This is a genomic window from Streptomyces coeruleoprunus, assembly GCF_039542925.1.
Lineage (GTDB): Bacteria > Actinomycetota > Actinomycetes > Streptomycetales > Streptomycetaceae > Streptomyces > Streptomyces coeruleoprunus.
On record NZ_BAABIT010000001.1, the window covers coordinates 5,861,857 to 5,879,023 of the forward strand.

17 protein-coding genes are annotated in these 17,167 nt (G+C 72.0%); 11 read left to right on the plus strand and 6 right to left on the minus strand.

Annotation, left to right across the window (positions count from 1 at the left end; genetic code table 11):
• Position 1 precedes the first annotated feature (1 nt).
• Entirely contained in the window at positions 2-1,393 is a 1,392-nt protein-coding gene (locus tag ABEB09_RS26245) for a metallopeptidase TldD-related protein (protein WP_345692378.1), read from the minus strand.
• A gap of 271 nt (positions 1,394-1,664) precedes the next feature.
• Positions 1,665-3,188: a TldD/PmbA family protein gene (locus ABEB09_RS26250; RefSeq protein ID WP_345692379.1), complete on the minus strand. Its 1,524-nt coding sequence runs from the start codon at positions 3,186-3,188 to the stop codon at positions 1,665-1,667.
• A 184-nt stretch (positions 3,189-3,372) separates the two neighbouring features.
• Here ABEB09_RS26250 and fabG point away from each other — a divergent pair, with 184 nt between their 5' ends.
• The 3 genes from fabG to ABEB09_RS26265 all read left to right on the plus strand — a co-directional run bounded on the left by fabG (position 3,373) and on the right by ABEB09_RS26265 (position 5,380).
• On the plus strand, positions 3,373-4,092 hold the full coding sequence (gene fabG / locus ABEB09_RS26255; protein WP_345692380.1) for a 3-oxoacyl-[acyl-carrier-protein] reductase: 720 nt from the start codon (positions 3,373-3,375) through the stop codon (positions 4,090-4,092).
• Positions 4,093-4,096: 4 nt separating this feature from the next.
• On the plus strand, positions 4,097-4,864 hold the full coding sequence (gene fabI / locus ABEB09_RS26260; RefSeq protein WP_345692381.1) for an enoyl-ACP reductase FabI: 768 nt from the start codon (positions 4,097-4,099) through the stop codon (positions 4,862-4,864).
• Positions 4,865-5,008: 144 nt separating this feature from the next.
• Complete coding sequence (locus ABEB09_RS26265; RefSeq protein WP_345692382.1) at positions 5,009-5,380, plus strand: hypothetical protein; 372 nt, start codon at positions 5,009-5,011, stop codon at positions 5,378-5,380.
• Here ABEB09_RS26265 and ABEB09_RS26270 read toward each other — a convergent pair.
• Positions 5,337-6,029, minus strand: coding sequence for a FadR/GntR family transcriptional regulator (locus ABEB09_RS26270; protein ID WP_345692383.1), 693 nt, complete (start codon positions 6,027-6,029; stop codon positions 5,337-5,339). The two genes, ABEB09_RS26265 and ABEB09_RS26270, sit on opposite strands and share 44 nt — an antisense overlap.
• A 59-nt stretch (positions 6,030-6,088) precedes the next feature.
• Here ABEB09_RS26270 and ABEB09_RS26275 point away from each other — a divergent pair, with 59 nt between their 5' ends.
• The 4 genes from ABEB09_RS26275 to ABEB09_RS26290 all read left to right on the plus strand — a co-directional run bounded on the left by ABEB09_RS26275 (position 6,089) and on the right by ABEB09_RS26290 (position 8,576).
• Positions 6,089-7,468, plus strand: coding sequence for a CynX/NimT family MFS transporter (locus tag ABEB09_RS26275; protein ID WP_345692384.1), 1,380 nt, complete (start codon positions 6,089-6,091; stop codon positions 7,466-7,468).
• A 4-nt stretch (positions 7,469-7,472) separates the two neighbouring features.
• Positions 7,473-7,595 carry an SGM_5486 family transporter-associated protein gene (locus tag ABEB09_RS26280; RefSeq protein ID WP_345692385.1) on the plus strand — a complete coding sequence of 41 codons (123 nt, stop codon included), beginning with the start codon at positions 7,473-7,475 and terminating at the stop codon, positions 7,593-7,595.
• A gap of 166 nt (positions 7,596-7,761) precedes the next feature.
• On the plus strand, positions 7,762-7,983 hold the full coding sequence (locus ABEB09_RS26285) for a hypothetical protein (protein ID WP_345692386.1): 222 nt from the start codon (positions 7,762-7,764) through the stop codon (positions 7,981-7,983).
• Between the two features lie 74 nt (positions 7,984-8,057).
• The gene (locus ABEB09_RS26290; protein ID WP_345692387.1) at positions 8,058-8,576 is read left to right on the plus strand and encodes a SixA phosphatase family protein; all 519 of its coding nucleotides are present in this window, start codon (positions 8,058-8,060) and stop codon (positions 8,574-8,576) included.
• 79 nt (positions 8,577-8,655) lie between these two features.
• Here ABEB09_RS26290 and serB read toward each other — a convergent pair whose 3' ends face one another.
• Entirely contained in the window at positions 8,656-9,861 is a 1,206-nt protein-coding gene (serB, locus tag ABEB09_RS26295) for a phosphoserine phosphatase SerB (protein ID WP_345692388.1), read from the minus strand.
• A 303-nt stretch (positions 9,862-10,164) separates the two neighbouring features.
• On the opposite strand from serB, the gene ABEB09_RS26300 reads away from it, so the two are divergent.
• Positions 10,165-12,756 carry an ABC transporter ATP-binding protein/permease gene (locus ABEB09_RS26300; protein WP_345692389.1) on the plus strand — a complete coding sequence of 864 codons (2,592 nt, stop codon included), beginning with the start codon at positions 10,165-10,167 and terminating at the stop codon, positions 12,754-12,756.
• Positions 12,757-12,860: 104 nt separating this feature from the next.
• On the opposite strand, the gene ABEB09_RS26305 is transcribed toward ABEB09_RS26300, so the two are convergent.
• The gene (locus ABEB09_RS26305) at positions 12,861-13,598 is read right to left on the minus strand and encodes a transglycosylase SLT domain-containing protein (protein WP_345692390.1); all 738 of its coding nucleotides are present in this window, start codon (positions 13,596-13,598) and stop codon (positions 12,861-12,863) included.
• 453 nt (positions 13,599-14,051) lie between these two features.
• On the opposite strand from ABEB09_RS26305, the gene ABEB09_RS26310 reads away from it, so the two are divergent.
• From ABEB09_RS26310 to ABEB09_RS26320, 3 genes are all read left to right on the plus strand, one after another.
• A complete protein-coding gene (locus ABEB09_RS26310) occupies positions 14,052-15,197 on the plus strand; it encodes a GAF domain-containing sensor histidine kinase (protein ID WP_345692391.1) in 1,146 nt (381 codons plus the stop codon).
• A gap of 61 nt (positions 15,198-15,258) precedes the next feature.
• On the plus strand, positions 15,259-15,888 hold the full coding sequence (locus tag ABEB09_RS26315; protein WP_345694094.1) for a response regulator: 630 nt from the start codon (positions 15,259-15,261) through the stop codon (positions 15,886-15,888).
• Between the two features lie 149 nt (positions 15,889-16,037).
• A complete protein-coding gene (locus ABEB09_RS26320; protein WP_345692392.1) occupies positions 16,038-16,283 on the plus strand; it encodes a chaplin in 246 nt (81 codons plus the stop codon).
• A gap of 81 nt (positions 16,284-16,364) precedes the next feature.
• Here ABEB09_RS26320 and ABEB09_RS26325 read toward each other — a convergent pair whose 3' ends face one another.
• On the minus strand, positions 16,365-17,153 hold the full coding sequence (locus ABEB09_RS26325; RefSeq protein WP_345692393.1) for a hypothetical protein: 789 nt from the start codon (positions 17,151-17,153) through the stop codon (positions 16,365-16,367).
• Positions 17,154-17,167: the final 14 nt, after the last annotated feature.

The following is a 17,167-nucleotide window of genomic DNA, read 5'->3' on the forward strand; positions in this document are numbered from 1 at the left end:
GTCAGACGCCCTGGCTGACCGAGCTCATGTTGAAGTCGGGCACCCGCAGCGGCGGCATCGCGGCCCGCGTGAACCAGTCGCTCCACTCGCGCGGCAGCGTCCGCTCCGTACGGCCCGCCTCGACGGCCCGCCCCAGCAGGTCAACCGGCGACTCGTTGAAGCGGAAGTTGTTCACCTCGCCGACCACCTCGCCGTCCTCGACGAGGTAGACGCCGTCCCTGGTCAGCCCGGTCAGCAGCAGCGTCGCCGGGTCGACCTCGCGGATGTACCAGAGGCACGTCAGCAGCAGCCCACGCGCCGTGGTGGACACCATCTCCTCCAGCGACCGCCCGCCACCGGCGTCCAGGACCAGGTTGCCCGCGCCCGGAGCCACCGGCAACCGAGTAAGCCCGGCGCTGTGCCGCGTCGTGACGAGCCGCTCCAGCCGGCCGTCGCGGATCCACTCGACCGGCTCCATCGGCAGCCCGTTGTCGAACACCGAGGCGTCGTCGCCGGACGCGTGCGCGATCACGAACGGCGCGGACTCCAGGCCCGGCTCGTTCGGGTCGCTGCGCAGCGTCAGCGGCAGGTCCGCCAGCCGCTCCCCGAGCCGCGTCCCGCCGCCCGGCTTCGAGAACACCGTCCGGCCCTCCACCGCGTCCCGGGCGGCCGCCGACCACTGCTGGTAGATCAGCAGGTCGGCCACCGCCGTCGGCGGCAGCAGCGTGTCGTACCGCCCGGCCGGCAGCTCGATCCGCCGCTCCGCCCAGCCCAGCCGGCGCGCCAGCTCGTCGTCGAGGGCCAGCGGGTCGACGTCCTTGAAGTCCCGCGTGGCCCGGCCCGCCCAGGCCGAGCGCGTCCGGTCCGGGGACTTGGCGTTCAGCTCCAGCGTGCCGTTCGGCTGGTCGTGCCGCAGCCGCAGCCCCGTGGACGTCCCCAGGTACGTGGACGTCAGCTCGTGGCTGGCGAACCCGTACAGCTCCCGGCCCCCGTCGCGGGCCCGCGCGAACGCCTCGCCCAGCGCGGGCGCGAAGTCCCCGAACACCGCCGACGAGGTCTCGGCCGGCGCGTCCGCGAAGTCCGGCGACACCGGTACCCCCGACACCAGCGGCTGCGCGTCCTCGGCGGGCCCGGCCGCGCGGGCGGCGGCCTCGGCGGCCCGCACCAGCGGCTCCAGCTCCTCCGCGGTCACCGCCGACCGCGACACCACACCGGACGCCGTGCCTTCCGCCCCGTCGACGGTCGCGATCACGGTGAGGGTGCGGCCGCGGGTGACGCCGTTGGTGGTCAGGGCGTTCCCGGCCCAGCGCAGGTTGGCGGAGGACTGTTCGTCCGCGATGACCACGCAGCCGTCGGCCCGCGACAGCTCCAGCGCCCGCTCGACGATCTCGTACGGCTTGCTCACGCGGCTCATCGCCCCGCCTCCTGCGTCGTGTTGAGACTGTGCTTTCCCGGGGGGCGACCCCCGGGCCCCCGGCAGGGGTTCCCGTGCGCGGCGTTCCGGCTCATCGCCCCGCCTCCTGCGTCGACTGTGTTGTTCCGGGGGCGACCCCCGGACCCCCGGCAGAGTGCAGCGGGTGCCCGTTCCGGCTCATCGCCCCGCCTCCTGCGTCGTGTTGAGACTGTGCTTTCCCGGGGGCGACCCCCGGACCCCCGGCAGGGGTTCCCGTGCGCGGCGTTCCGGCTCATCGCCCCGCCTCCTGCGTCGTGTTCAGGATGTTGACGCCCCGGAACAGGGCGGACGGGCAGCCGTGCGAGACCGCCGCGATCTGGCCCGGCTGGGCCTTGCCGCAGTTGAACGCGCCGCCCAGGACGTACGTCTGCGGGCCGCCGACCTTCTCCAGCGAGCCCCAGAAGTCCGTCGTCGTCGCCTGGTACGCCACGTCCCGCAGCTGCCCGGCCAGCCGGCCGTTCTCGATGCGGAAGAAGCGCTGGCCCGTGAACTGGAAGTTGTACCGCTGCATGTCGATCGACCAGGACCGGTCGCCGACCACGTAGATGCCCCGCTCCACGCCGCCGATCAGGTCCTCCGTCGACAGCCCGCCCGGCTCCGGCAGCAGCGACACGTTCGCCATGCGCTGCACCGGCACGTGCGACGGCGAGTCCGCGAACGCGCAGCCGTTGGAGCGCCCGAGACCCGTCAGCCGCGCGATCCGCCGGTCCAGCTGGTAGCCGACCAGCACCCCGTCCTTCACCAGGTCCCACGACTGGGCCTCGACGCCCTCGTCGTCGTACCCGATGGTGGCGAGTCCGTGCTCGGCGGTCCGGTCACCGGTCACGTTCATCACCGGCGAGCCGTACCGCAACTTGCCCAGCTGGTCGAAGGTCGCGAACGACGTGCCCGCGTACGCCGCCTCGTACCCCAGCGCCCGGTCCAGCTCCGTCGCGTGCCCGATCGACTCGTGGATCGTCAGCCACAGGTTCGACGGGTCCACGACCAGGTCGTACGTCCCCGCCTCGACGCTCGGCGCGCGCATCTTCTCGGCCAGCAGCTCCGGGATCCGCTCCAGCTCGCCGTCCCAGTCCCAGCCCGTGCCGGTCAGGTACTCCCAGCCGCGCCCCACCGGCGGCGCCAGCGTGCGCATCGAGTCGAACTCGCCCGTCGAGCCGTCCACCGCGACCGCCGTCAGCTGGGGGTGCAGCCGCACCCGCTGCTGCGTGGTCACGGTCCCCGCCGTATCGGCGTAGAACTTGTTCTCGTGGACGGTGAGCAGCGACGCGTCCACGTGCGCCACGCCCTCCGCCCGCAGCAGCCGCGCGCTCCACTCCGCCAGCAGCCCGCTCTTGTCCGCGTCCGGCACCGTGAAGGGGTCGATCCCGTACGACGAGACCCACGTCCGCTCCGCGTGCACCGGCTCGTCCGCCAGCTCCACACGCTCGTCGGATCCCGCCGCCGCGATCACCTTGGCCGACAGCTTCGCCATGGCCACCGCCTGCGACGCGACCTTCGCCGCCGCGTCCATGGTCAGATCGACCCCCGACGCGAACCCCCAGGCCCCGCCGTGCACCACGCGCACCGCGTACCCGAGGTCCGTCGTGTCCGACGACCCGGCGGGCTTGGCGTCCCGCAGCCGCCAGGACGCGCTGCGCACCCGCTCGAAGCGGAAGTCGGCGTGCTCCGCGCCGAGCGCCCGCGCCCGTGCGAGCGCCGCGTCGGCGAGCGCCCGCAGCGGCAGCGCCGTGAAGGCTTCGTCGATGGAATGAGGCACCAATGTCTCCTGTCCTGTACGACCGGTCGCACCGATCATGTCGTGCCGCGAGGCCGGACGCCCACCCTTTCTGTAGGGATCCGACAGTGACTCTCCTACGCCACTGTCAGGGGTCGATTCCCCGTACGACGTACCGGACCGATAGGTTTTCGAGGAACGACACAGCTAGGGAAAGGGTGATCCGATGAGCCGCTCGGTTCTCGTCACGGGAGGTAACCGGGGCATCGGCCTCGCCATCGCCCGCGCTTTCGCCGAAGCAGGCGACAAGGTCGCGATCACGTACCGGTCCGGTGAGCCGCCCGCCGAACTGGCGGAGCTGGGCTGCCTCGCCGTGCGCTGCGACATCACCGACGCCGAGCAGGTGGAGACCGCCTACAAGGAGATCGAGGAGAGGCACGGCCCGGTGGAGGTGCTGGTCGCCAACGCCGGCGTCACCAAGGACCAGCTCCTGATGCGGATGTCCGAGGACGACTTCACCTCCGTCCTCGACACCAACCTCACCGGCACCTTCCGCGTCGTGAAGCGGGCCAACCGCGGCATGCTGCGCGCCAAGAAGGGCCGCGTCGTGCTGATCTCCTCCGTGGTCGGCCTGCTGGGCTCCGCGGGACAGGCCAACTACGCCGCGTCCAAGGCCGGCCTGGTCGGCTTCGCCCGTTCGCTCGCCCGCGAGCTGGGCTCCCGCAACATCACCTTCAACGTCGTCGCACCCGGTTTCGTCGACACCGACATGACCAAGGTGCTCACCGAGGAGCAGCGCGCCGGCATCGTCGCGCAGGTGCCGCTCGGCCGCTACGCGCAGCCGGAGGAGATCGCCTCCGTGGTCCGCTTCCTCACCTCGGACGACGCCTCGTACATCACTGGAGCCGTCATCCCGGTTGACGGCGGATTGGGCATGGGTCACTGATCACATGAGCGGAATTCTCGAGGGCAAGCGCATCCTCGTCACCGGTGTGCTGATGGAGTCCTCCATCGCGTTCCACACCGCCAAGGTGGCCCAGGAGCAGGGTGCCGAGGTCATCCTCACCGCGTTCCCGCGCCCCACCCTGACCGAGCGCATCGCCAAGAAGCTGCCCAAGCCCGCCACGGTCTTCGAGCTGGACGTCACCAACGACGAGCACCTCGCCCGTGTCGAGGAGACCGTCCGCAAGGAGCTCGGCGGCCTCGACGGCGTCGTCCACTCCATCGGCTTCGCGCCGCAGGACGCGCTCGGCGGCAACTTCCTCAACACGCCGTTCGAGTCGGTCTCCACGGCCATGCACGTCTCGGCGTTCTCGCTGAAGTCCCTGACCATGGCCTGCCTGCCGCTCATGGAGAACGGCGGCTCGGTCGTCGGCCTGACCTTCGACGCGCAGTTCGCCTGGCCGCAGTACGACTGGATGGGCCCCGCCAAGGCGGCCCTGGAGGCCACCAACCGCTACCTGGCGCGTGACCTCGGCGCGAAGAACATCCGCTGCAACCTGATCTCCGCCGGCCCCATCGGCTCGATGGCCGCCAAGTCCATCCCGGGCTTCGGCGAGCTGGCGAAGGTCTGGGACGAGCGCTCCCCGCTCGCCTGGGACATGGCCGACCCGGAGCCCGCCGGCCGCGGTGTCGTCGCCCTGCTGTCGGACTTCTTCCCGAAGACCACCGGCGAGATCGTCCACGTCGACGGCGGCGTGCACATCATGGGTGCCTGACCCACCCGCTGTGACCGCCTGACCAGGCGACTCGTACACGAGGGCCGCGCGCCCGTCCCCGGACGGCGCGCGGCCCTCGTGGCTCTACGGCACACTGGTCGAGCCGGGCACTCCGCGTCCGGCGGTCGGGGAGGAGGTGCGACCGTGCGGCGTACGAGACACCACCGGACAGCGGCTCTGACCGCGGCCTCGGTCCTGCTGGCGGGCTACGCGGCGGGGCCGGTCCTCGCGGCCGAGGGGGACGCCCGCCCCCGCGGCGACGGCTTCGGCGCCTCCTGCCGTACGACGATCGAGGGCTCGCAGGTCACCGCGCACTGCCACAACCCCTATCCCCGCACCGATCGCGTGCAGCTGCACGTCGAGTGCGACCGTTGGTGGGACGTCGACGCCGACAGCAGGCCCGTCGACATCGGGCCCACCGCCTACGCCGAGCTGACGGAACGCTGCTGGAAGGAAGTGCGCTCCGCCTGGCTCAGCCACCAGCCGGTGCCGCCCCAGCGCTCCTCAGGCACATGAACGGATAGCCCGCCGCCTCCGCGGCCGCCGTCCCGGCGTCGCCCGCGCGGATCGCCGCCACCAGCCGCGCGTGGTCCATGTGGTGCTCCGGACGCAGGTCCGGCCCCACGTCGTCGCGCAGCCACGCGCGCAGCAGATGGCCGAGGTCGGCGTACAGCTCCGTCAGCACCTCGTTGTGCGACGCGGCCACGACGGCGAGGTGGAAGGTGGCGTCCGCCGCGACGAACCGCTCCGCGTCGCCCGACTCCCACGCCTCCTCGCGCCGCTCCAGCAGCAGCTCCAGCTGCTGGAGGTCCCGTTCCGTACGGCGCTGGGCGGCCAGCCGGGCCGCCGACGACTCCAGGGTGGAGCGCACCTCGGCCACGTGCCGCGCGTCGGCGTCCGCGAAGCGCCGGTGCATGACCCCGGCCAGCTCGCTCGTCGCGACGACGTACGTGCCCGACCCCTGCCGGATGTCCAGCAGCCCGTTGTGCGCGAGCGCCCGTACGGCCTCGCGGACCGTGTTGCGAGCGACGCCCAGCTGCTCGACCAGCTCGGGCTCCGTCGGGATGCGGGAGCCCACGGGCCACTCACCCGACGTGATCTGGTTCCGCAGCTGCGCGATCACCTGGTCCGAGAGCGCGGAACGGCGGGGAGAGCTGAGCGCCATGGTGCTCCTTCTCGTTCAAGATTGGACAACCAATCATCCCATGATTCTATGATGGCTCCATGTCCGACGAGCCGCAGACCCCCATCCTGTCCCGAACCCGCCCCTCCGCACCCGCCCCCGCTGCGGCCCCCGCCGGCGGCAGAGGTACGGACCCGGGCCCGGGCACCGGGGAGGCCGGCGGCCGCGGCACCACCGGCGCCTGGCTGGGCCGCCTCCTGGTCGTCGGACTCGTCCTCGCCGCCCTCAACCTCCGCCCCGCCATCACCAGCCTCGGCGCGCTCCTGGAAGAGGTCCGCACCGGCCTGCACATGAGCGGCAGCGTCGCCGGCGTCCTCACCTCCGTACCGCCGCTGTGCTTCGCCGTCTTCGGCGTCACCGCACCCCGCCTCGCCCGCCGCTTCGGCCCCGCCGCCATCGTCGGCGCCGGCATGGCCGCCATCGCCGCGGGCCTGCTCGTGAGGCCCTTCGCCGACGGCACGGCCGCCTTCCTCGCCGCGACCGCTCTCGCCCTCATGGGCATCGCCGTCAGCAACGTCCTCATGCCGGTGATCGTCAAGCGGTACTTCCCCGGCCGCGTCGGCACCATGACCGGCCTCTACTCGATGGCCCTCGCCCTCGGCACGTCCCTGGCGGCCGCCGCCACCGTGCCCCTCACCGAGGCCCTGGGCGGCAGCTGGCGCGCCGGCATCGGCATCTGGGCCGCCCTCGCCCTCGTCGCCGTCCTGCCCTGGATACCCCTCCTCCGCGACCGCGACCGCACGGCCGGCCCGTTCGCCACCGGCGCCCCCGCGCCTTCCCCGAGGCTCGCGGCTTCGCCCGAGCAGGGAGCGCTCCCGTCCGGCCCGGCCCTCCGCATCGTCCGCAGCCGCACCGCCTGGGCGCTCGCCTGCTACTTCGGCCTCCAGGCCACCGGCGCGTACATCACCATGGGCTGGATGCCGCAGATCTTCCGCGACGCCGGCGTCCCGGCCGGCACCGCCGGTGTCCTCCTCGCGGTCACCATGGTCATGGGCGTCCCGCTCGCCTTCGTCATCCCCCGCCTGGCCGGCCGCATGAAGCAGCAGGGACCCATCGCCGTCGCCCTCGGCCTGTCCGGCCTCGTCGGATACGCCGGCCTGTACGCCGCACCCGTGGCCGGCGCCTGGCTGTGGGCGCTCCTGCTCGGCGTCTCCAACTGCGCCTTCCCGCTCGCCCTCACCATGATCGGAATGCGCTCGCGGACCGGCACCGGCGTCGTGCGGCTCTCCGCGTTCGCCCAGAGCGTCGGCTACCTGATCTGCATCCCCGGCCCGATCCTCGTCGGCGCCCTCTACCAGCACAGCGGCGGCTGGGACGTCCCGCTCGCCCTGATGATGGGCCTGCTCGTGCCGCAGATGGCGGTCGGCGTCCTCGCGGGGAGGGACCGGACGATCGAGGACGAGGCCGAGGTGCGAGACTGACCCCATGCCTGTGCTCGACCCGAACCCCCAGAACGGCCAGAAGAAGCTCCTCGGCGTCTTCGGTGCCATGCTCGCGATCGGAATCCTCATCGCCATCGTGGCGACCGTCGTCTCCCCCTCACGGTAGGGGCCGGCAGGACGGTACGGACCGGGGGACGGTGGGGGCAGCCCCCCGTCCCCTAGGGGGACCGGTTCAGGGAGAAGTGGGTGGCCCACCGGATGGGCCGCACCTTCCGTGATCCGTAGCGTCGAGGTACCTCGACGCCCAGGACCCCGAACCGACGGAGGCGGCCATGCCGGCCCGTACGTCCCGCACGCCCCGCACACCCGCCCCGGCCCACCCCGCCCGCCTGGACGTCCGCCTGCCGTGGTGGGCCCTGGCGCTCCCCGCGGCCGCGTTCGCCTGCCTCCTGCTGCTCATCACCGGATCGGGCGAGGCCCGCGCCGACGCGGGCGATCCGGCCGTCGGCCGCGTCCTCGAACAGATCCGGCACACGCTCGCGCGGAGCTGGTGACCGCCCCTCACCCGTGCAGGTTCCGCCGGTCAACACCCTGCGCCCCACGGCCGGTTTCATGCGAAGCTGAGGGCATGAGCGTCGATACACCACGCAGGATCGTCCTGCTCCGGCACGCGAAGGCCGACTGGTCCTACGAGTCCGACCACGAGCGGCCGCTCGCCGACCGCGGCCGGAAGGACGCGCCCGTCGCGGGCCGCTGGCTCGCCGGAACCGGTATCACCCCCGATCTCACCCTGTGCTCGACCGCCGTACGCACCCGGGAAACGTGGAAACTCGTCGTGTCGGAGCTGCCCCAGCGGCCCCGGACGGTCTACGACGAGCGGATCTACGAGGCGTCGCTCGGCGAGCTCATCGCCCTGCTCAACGAGACCTCGGACGAGGTGGACGACCTCCTGCTCGTCGGCCACAACCCGGGCATCCACGCCCTCGCCGACGCGCTCTCCGGCGAGGCCGAGGGCGACCTCCTCGCCCGGATGAACCGGGGCGGCTTCCCGGCCACCGCGATCGCCGTCGTCGCCTTCAACGGCTCCTGGAAGTCCGTGGAGCACGGCGTGGGCCGGCTCGTCGCCTACTGGGCGCCCCACGCCTGAACCCCTCCGTACGACGAAGGGCCCGGCACCACCAGGTGCCGGGCCCTCTTCGCGGACCACGCGCTCGTCACGCCCGTGGTCAGGCCGGGTCGGCGTCCGCCGCCTCGACCTCCTCGCGTGTGATGCCCAGCAGATACAGCACCGTGTCGAGGAAGGGCACGTTGACCGCCGTGTCCGCCGCCCGCCGCACCACGGGCTTCGCGTTGAACGCCACACCGAGCCCCGCCGCGTTCAGCATGTCCAGATCGTTGGCGCCGTCGCCGATCGCCACCGTCTGCGCCAGCGGCACACCGGCCTCCTCGGCGAACCGGCGCAGCAGCCGCGCCTTGCCGGCCCGGTCGACGATCTCGCCCGTGACCCGGCCCGTCAGCTTGCCGTCCACGATCTCCAGCGTGTTCGCCGAGGCGAAGTCCAGGCCCATCCGCACCTTCAGGTCGTCCGTGACCTGCGTGAACCCGCCGGACACCACCCCCACCTGGTAGCCGAGCCGCTTCAGCGTACGGATCAGGGTGCGCGCCCCGGGCGTCAGCCGGACCTCCGAGCGCACCTTGTCCACGACCGACTCGTCCAGACCGGCCAGCAGCGCCACGCGCGCGTGCAGCGACTGCTCGAAATCCAGCTCACCGCGCATCGCCGCCGCCGTGACCTCCGCGACCTCCGCCTCGCACCCGGCGTGCGCGGCGAACAGCTCGATCACCTCGTCCTGGATGAGCGTCGAGTCGACGTCCATGACGACCAGCCGCTGCGCCCTGCGGTGCAGTCCCGCCGACACGACGGCGACGTCCACCCCGATCTCGTGCCCCTCGGTGGCCAGCGCCGTCCGCAGGGGAGCGGTCTCCGTACCGGACACCGCGAACTCGACGGCCGTCACCGGATACTTGGCCAGCCGGAAGATACGGTCGATGTTGCCGCCGGTCCGGGTGATCGTGGCCGCTATGGCCGCCGTGTTCTCCGCGGTCAGCGGGTGCCCGAGCACGGTCACATGAGAACGCCCGTGGCCACGCGGCCGGTTGTCACCCGTACCCGAGATGATCTCCGCCTGGAGCTTCAGCGACTCGGCCCAGCTGTGCACGGTCGCCCGCAGCTCGCCCTCGGTGCTCACCGTCGGCTCGGTGACGAGCGCGCACAGCACGATACGGCCGCGGGTGACGACCTGCTCGATGTCGACGACGTCGACGGCGAACGCGGCCAGCGTGTCGAACAGCCCGGCGGTGATCCCGGGACGGTCCTTCCCGAAGATCTTGACGAGAAGAGTGGGAACGTCTGAGGTCTGTGATGCGCTCATGGTCCTTCCACGGTATCCGCCCCGCCCGGCCCGGGCTCCCCCTGTCCCGCCCAGCGGACACGATCTCGGCGGCCCGTCCGCCCTGGTTGTCGCCGGATGACCGATCCGCCCGCACTGATCAGCGCACGTCCCCCGAAGCGGCATTCCTCCGGGGTCGGCGGACCCCCGGGGCACGGCTCGCACGGGCCTGCGCGCGGTCTTCACACTGCCCGACTTTCGGATACGGGACCGGGCCTGAAATAGTTCCTCCGATGTTCGCCATCCCTAGACTCCCAGCGACGGGGGTACCTCGGGGACAACTACGTGGGGCATGGAGTGCCGGAACTCGTACTGGAATTGAATGGAAGGACCTGGACCCTCGATCCGTCCAGGTCGTACACCCTCGGACGCGATCCGCAGGGTGACGTGGTGATCGACGACGCAAGGGTCTCGTGGCGCCACGCCACGGTGAGCTGGAACGGCCGCAGTTGGGTCATCGAGGACCATGGCTCCACCAACGGCACGTATGTGCAGGGCCAGCGGATCCACCAGATGGAACTCGGCGCCGGTTCCGCCGTGCACCTGGGCAACGCCACCGACGGACCGCGGCTGAATCTCACCGCTGCCGCCGCCGCGGCGGGCGCGTACAACGCCCCCCAGCCGCACCAGGCCGCCCAGCAGGCCTGGCCAGGCCCGCAGCAGGCGCCCCAGGCACCGCAGGCGCACCAGGCGCCCGCCGCGCACCAAGCGCACCAGGCCCACCAGGCGCCGGCCCAGCACCAGCAGGGCGGCTGGCAGAACCCTCCGCAGGCCCAGCAGCCGCACCCGCACCAGCAGGCGCAGCAGCCGCACATCCCGCACCAGCAGGCAGGCGGCGCCGCGGCGGGGGCGGCACCGGCCTACGGCGACCGCAGCCCCACCACGTTCCATCAGCTGGCGCTGGGGCGCGTCATGCGCATCGGCCGTGCGCTCGAGAACGAACTGGTCGTCTCCGACCTCCAGGTCTCGCGCCACCACGCCGAGTTCACGGCGCACCCCGACGGCCGCTTCGAACTGCGCGACCTCGGCTCGCACAACGGCACGTACGTCAACGGCCAGCCGATCGCCAAGTCGGGCACCGTCCTCATCGGCCCCAACGACATCGTCGGTGTCGGTCACTCGACCTTCCGTCTGGTCGGCGACCGCCTCGAGGAGTTCGTCGACACCGGTGAGGTCTCCTTCTCGGCCCGCCACTTGACGGTCACCGTCGACGGCGGCAAGCAGATCCTCAAGGACGTCTCCTTCGGCGTCCCCGAGAAGTCGCTGATCGGCGTCATCGGCCCCTCCGGCTCCGGAAAGTCGACGCTCCTCAAGGCGCTCACCGGCTACCGGCCCGCCGACCAGGGCGACGTCCTCTACGACAACCGCAGCCTCTACAAGCAGTTCGCCGAGCTGCGCCAGCGCATCGGTCTGGTCCCGCAGGACGACATCCTGCACAAGGAGCTGACCGTCAAGAAGGCCCTCGGGTACGCGGCCAAGCTGCGCTTCCCCGGCGACACCGCCGAGGCCGAGCGCGAGGCCCGGATCGACGAGGTGCTGCGCGAGCTGAAGCTCGACATCCACAAGGAGAAGAAGGTCACCTCCCTCTCCGGTGGCCAGCGCAAGCGCGTCTCCGTCGCCCTGGAGCTGCTGACCAAGCCGTCCCTGATCTTCCTGGACGAGCCGACGTCCGGCCTCGACCCGGGCATGGACCGCGACGTCATGCAGCTGCTGCGCGGCCTGGCCGACGACGGCCGTACGGTCCTCGTCGTCACGCACTCCGTGGCCGAGCTGGCCCTCTGCGACAAGCTGCTGGTCATGGCGCCGGGCGGGTCCGTGGCGTACTTCGGCCCGCCGGAGGAGGCGCTCAACTTCTTCGGCTACGAGACGTGGGCCGACGTCTTCTCCGCCTTCGAGAACTACCGCGACTACGACTGGGCCGGCCGCTGGAAGGGCTCCCAGCACTACCAGCTGTACGCGGCGGACATCGACGCCGTCGCCGCCCAGCCGGTCCAGATGCCGGTGCAGTCCGCGGCCAAGCCGCCCAAGCCGCAGAGCTGGGGCGCCCAGCTGTGGACGCTGGTCCGCCGCTACGTCTCCGTGATCGCCTCCGACAAGGGCTTCATGGCCCTGATGGTGATCCTGCCCGCGGTGCTCGGCGCGGTCTCCGTGGTCATCCCGGCCGACTTCGGCCTGGCGCCGCCGACACCGCCGTCCCGGTTCAACGGCGACGCCGGCACGATCATGCTGATCCTCGCGGTCGGCATGTGCTTCTCGGGCGCGGCCAACTCCGTACGAGAGCTGATCAAGGAACGGGTCATCTACGAACGGGAGCGGGCCACCGGCCTGTCCCGCTCGGCGTACCTGATGTCCAAGGTCATCGTCCTCGGCCTGATCACGGCCCTCCAGGGCGTCATCATCTGCGGCATCGGCTTCGCCACCCGCGAGCTGCCCGCCGACGGCCTGATCATGCCGCCGGCCGTCGAGATCTGCATCGTCGTCATCGCGCTCGGCTTCACGTCGATGGCGGTCGGCCTGGTCATCTCCTCGCTGGTGAAGACCGCCGAGAAGACCATGCCGCTGCTGGTCATGTTCGCGATCGTCCAGGTCGTGTTCACCGGCATCCTGTTCAAGGTGTACGGCTCGCCCGGCCTGGAGCAGTTCGCCTGGCTCATGCCCTCGCGCTGGGCCATCGCCGGCGCCGGCACGACCCTCGACCTCGCCCACCTGATGCCGCCGTGGGACCACAAGAACCCCACCGACCTGGACCCGCTGTGGGAGCACAGCGCCGGCCAGTGGGGCATCAACATCACCATCCTGCTGCTCATGGGCGTCGCATGCTGCGTCCTGGTGGCGCGGCTGCTGCGCCGCCACGAGCCGGAGGTCATGCGCAAGTAACGGCGCACACGTAGGACACGACGTGGACGACACGGCGTGAACGACACGAAGGGCGGCACCCCCGCGGGGTGCCGCCCTTCGGCGTACAGCTGTGGATCGTCGGCTCAGTAGGCGCCGAAGACGTTGTCGATGGTGCCGTAGCGGTCGGCCGCGTAGTTGGCGGCGGCGCAGATGTTGGCGACCGGGTCGTACTGGCTCTTCTCGGTGCCCGGGCAGTGGTAGGCGTCGAAGGTCGGCTTGATGACCTGGAGCAGGCCGATCGACGGAACACCGTTCTGGGCGTTGATGTCCCAGTTGTTGATGGCGTTCGGGTTGCCGCTCGACTCACGGATGATGTTGCGGTGCAGACCGTGGTAGGTGCCGGGGATGCCCTGCTTCTTCATGATGGACATCGCCTCGCGGATCCAGCCGTCGAGGTTGTTCGGGTACACCGGCTTGCGGGCGGCGGCGCGGCTGGCGGCGGCCTTCTCGGCGGCGCGCTTCTTCGCCTCGGCCTGCGCCTTGGCCTTGGCCTTGGCGGCGGCGGCGGCCTTGGCCTTCGCCTGGGCGGCGGCCTTGGCCTTGGCGGCAGCGGCGGCCTTGGCCTTGGCCTTGGCGTCGGCGGCGGCCTTCAGCTCGAGCGCGGACTGCTGGCCGCTGATCGACTCCTGCAGCTCCTGGGTGGAGTAGCCGTTCCAGGCGACCGCACCGGCGGCGACTTCCTTGGTCTCCGCCTCGGCCGAGGCGTTGCCCGGGGCCAGGGAGAACGTGAGGGCTGCGGCGGCGACGGCGGCCACACCGGCGAGGGAGAGCTTCTGGTTCTTCTTGAGACGGCTGAGACCAGGCGTGCTGGACGGGGACATGCAGTCGTACCTCTTCGAATCGCGGAAGTCGCTGGCCGGGATGGCGCTGCGCCTGGCTCGGCGGGCGACGGCAGCAATTCTTAGCGGGCGCAAAATCTTGAGGCAAAGGTGTGACGTACGATCCCCGGTAGTGGATCAGGGGCCGCCCGACGACGCGTCGCGATGGCGGCCCCACCCCTTCCACCAGCCTTGATCCCTTCCTTATCCCTTCCACTACGCCCCTTCGTAAGTGACCTGGGTCCTATGCGCGGCCTCACATCGGGCCCGTAACAGTCTCACCATCTGTTGCGTGAGCAATGCGCACAGTGAGGCGACAATTCGGGCGCTTCCGACACGGCTCACGGCGCGGGCGCGGCACTGCTCCGGCACGGCCCGCAGCCCTAGGTCAGAGGTCCCGGTCCCCGCCGTCCACAGGCGGATACGCAGGGTCACCCCCGCAGGTAACGTGAACGCATGACCGACCGACCACGCTCCGGCCTCGCAGCGGTCAGCACCGCCCTGCTCGAAATGAGCAGGCAGCTGGAGGTCCGCGACGTCCTCAAGACGATCGTGGCGTCCGCCCGCGAGCTGCTCGACGCCGAATACGCCGCCCTGGGCGTCCCCGACGACCACGGGGGCTTCGCGCAGTTCGTCGTGGACGGCGTCAGCGAGGAACAGTGGAAGGCCATCGGCCCCCTGCCCCGCCAGCACGGCATCCTCGCCGCGATGCTGCACGACGGCGAGACCGAGCGCCTCGCCGACGTCCGCGAGGACCCCCGCTTCGGCGGCTGGCCGAGCACCCACCCCGACATGTCCGACTTCCTGGGCCTGCCCGTCCGCGACGGCGGCGAGACCATCGCCGCGCTGTTCCTCGCCAACAAGCGCTGCCCGGCCCCCGGCGGCGGCTGCGGCTTCACCGCCGAGGACGAGGAGCTGCTCGGCATCCTCGCCCAGCACGCCGCGATCGCCCTCACCAACGCCCGGCTCTACGAGCGCAGCCGCGAGCTGACCATCACCGAGGAGCGCTCCCGCCTCGCCCACGAGCTGCACGACGCCGTCAGCCAGAAGCTCTTCTCGCTGCGCCTGACCGCCCAGGCCGCCGCCGCCCTCGTCGACCGCGACCCGGCCCGCGCCAAGGGCGAGCTGCAACAGGTCGCCGCCCTCGCCGCCGAGGCCGCCGACGAGCTGCGGGCCGCCGTCGTCGAGCTGCGCCCCGCCGCGCTCGACGAGGACGGCCTCGTCCACACGCTGCGCACCCACATCCAGGTCCTCGACCGGGCGCACGCCGCCCGCGTCACGTTCGACGGCCGCTCCATACGGGCCCTGCCCGCCGCCCAGGAGGAGGCGGTGCTGCGGGTCGCCCAGGAGGCCCTGCACAACGCGCTGCGCCACTCCGGGGCCGACGAGGTGGCCGTCACCCTCACCCGGCACGGCCAGGGCGCGCTCCTTACGGTCCGCGACAACGGCAAGGGGTTCGAACCGCGTGCCGTCCGCAGGGCCGGCCGCCACCTCGGCCTGGTCTCCATGCGCGACCGGGCGAGCGGCGTCGGCGGCAGACTCACCGTGCACTCGGCGCCCGGCGCGGGCACCACGATCGAGATGGAGGTCCCCGGTGGCTGAGGACAAGAGGGACGGCGCGGAGCGCCCGGTAGGAAGGGCGGCGACGGGAGACGGGCGGGCGATCCGGGTCCTGCTGGTGGACGACCACCAGGTGGTCCGCCGCGGCCTGCGGACGTTCCTGGAGGTCCAGGACGACATCGAGGTCGTGGGGGAGGGGAGCGACGGCGCCGAGGGCGTCGCGCGCGCCGAGGAGCTGCGCCCCGACGTCGTCCTCATGGACGTGAAGATGCCGGGCACCGACGGCATCGAGGCCCTGCGCAAGCTGCGCGAGCTCGGCAACCCGGCGAAGGTGCTGATCGTCACCAGCTTCACGGAGCAGCGCACGGTCGTCCCGGCCCTGCGCGCCGGCGCCGCCGGATACGTCTACAAGGACATCGACCCCGATGCCCTGGCCGGAGCCATCCGCTCCGTGCACGCCGGGCACGTCCTGCTCCAGCCGGAGGTGGCGGGCGCGCTGCTCTCGCAGGAGGAGACGAACGGCGCCGGCGGCCGCGGCGGCTCCCTCACCGAACGGGAGCGCGAGGTCCTGGGCCTGATCGCCGACGGCCGCTCCAACCGGGAGATCGCCCGCGCCCTCGTCCTCTCCGAGAAGACCGTCAAGACGCACGTGTCCAACATCCTCATGAAGCTGGACCTCGCCGACCGCACCCAGGCCGCCCTCTGGGCCGTACGCCACGGCCTCACGGGCTGAAACGGCACCCGTCGAGAAGGTTGTCCTTCCATCAAAGATTCATACCGTCGGGTGTATGTCACCCGTCCGGCGCAACCTGGGCGGCGTGCGGGCGTTCTCCATGGCGTGCTGCGGCGATGGCCGCAGCGATGGCTAGGAGGAATTTTCCAGTGAAGAACCTGAAGAAGGCCGCTGCTGTCACCATGGTCGCCGGTGGGCTCGTCGCCGCCGCCGCGGGTGCCGCGTCCGCCACCGGCGGTGCGCACGCCGACGGCGCCGCCATCAAGTCCCCGGGCGTGGGCTCCGGCAACCTGATCCAGGCCCCCGTGGACGTCCCGGTGAACGTGAACGGCAACACCGTCACCGTCATCGGCGCGCTGAACCCGGCCTACGGGAACACCTCCGTCAACCACTGACGGCCTTCCCCGCATGACCTCCCCGGCCCCCCAGGCTCCACCTGGGGGGCTGCCCCTTTCCCGGGGCCCGGGGGCGCCCGCTCAGGGCCGTCCGCGCTCCTTCTCCTCCACATACGCGTTGAACGCCGCCACCTGCGCCCGCCGCGCCACCCGCTCCACCGGCCGCAGCGCCGCCGCCCGGGCCGCCATCTCCGAGGCGCTCACCGCGCCGCCGTGCCCGTTGTCGTACGCCAGCGAGATCAGCAGCCCCACCCGCTGCGCCAGCTCCAGCACGCGTACGGCCCGCGCCGGATACCCCGGCGCCAGCAGCTCGCGCCCCGCGTGCGCCCGCGCCCGGTACGCGTCCAGCGCCGCCTCCGCCACCGGACCCGACGCCGCCACGTTCAGCCGCGTCAGCACCACGGTGGCCTCCCGCAGCGCCTCCGCCAGCTCCCGCTCCGCCTCACCCAGCGACGGCACGTCCGCGGGCGGCGCCTCCCGCACCGGCAGGCAGTGCCACACCACCTCCACGTGCACATCACCCGCGGGCCCCGCCTCGTACACCTCCGGCACCAGCCCGAACGCCGCCCCGTACCCGACGACCGCCTCCTCGGCCTCCAGCGCCCGCGCGTTGAACTCCGGCGGCCCGCTCAGCCCCAGCGGATGCCCCGGCGCGGGCAGCGCCACCCGCCAGCCCGTGACGCCCAGCGACCGCAGCCGCCCCAGCGCCAGCGTCAGACCGACCGGGGCCGGCTCACCCGGCAGCCCCTCCACCCGGTGCACCGCGTCGTCCCCGACAATCGCGGCCACGGCGTCGTCCGGCGACACCAACCCGGCCAGCAAGGCGTTCCCCCATGCGGCCAACCGTCCTGAACGTGGTTCCTCAAGCATGCCCCCACCCTAGG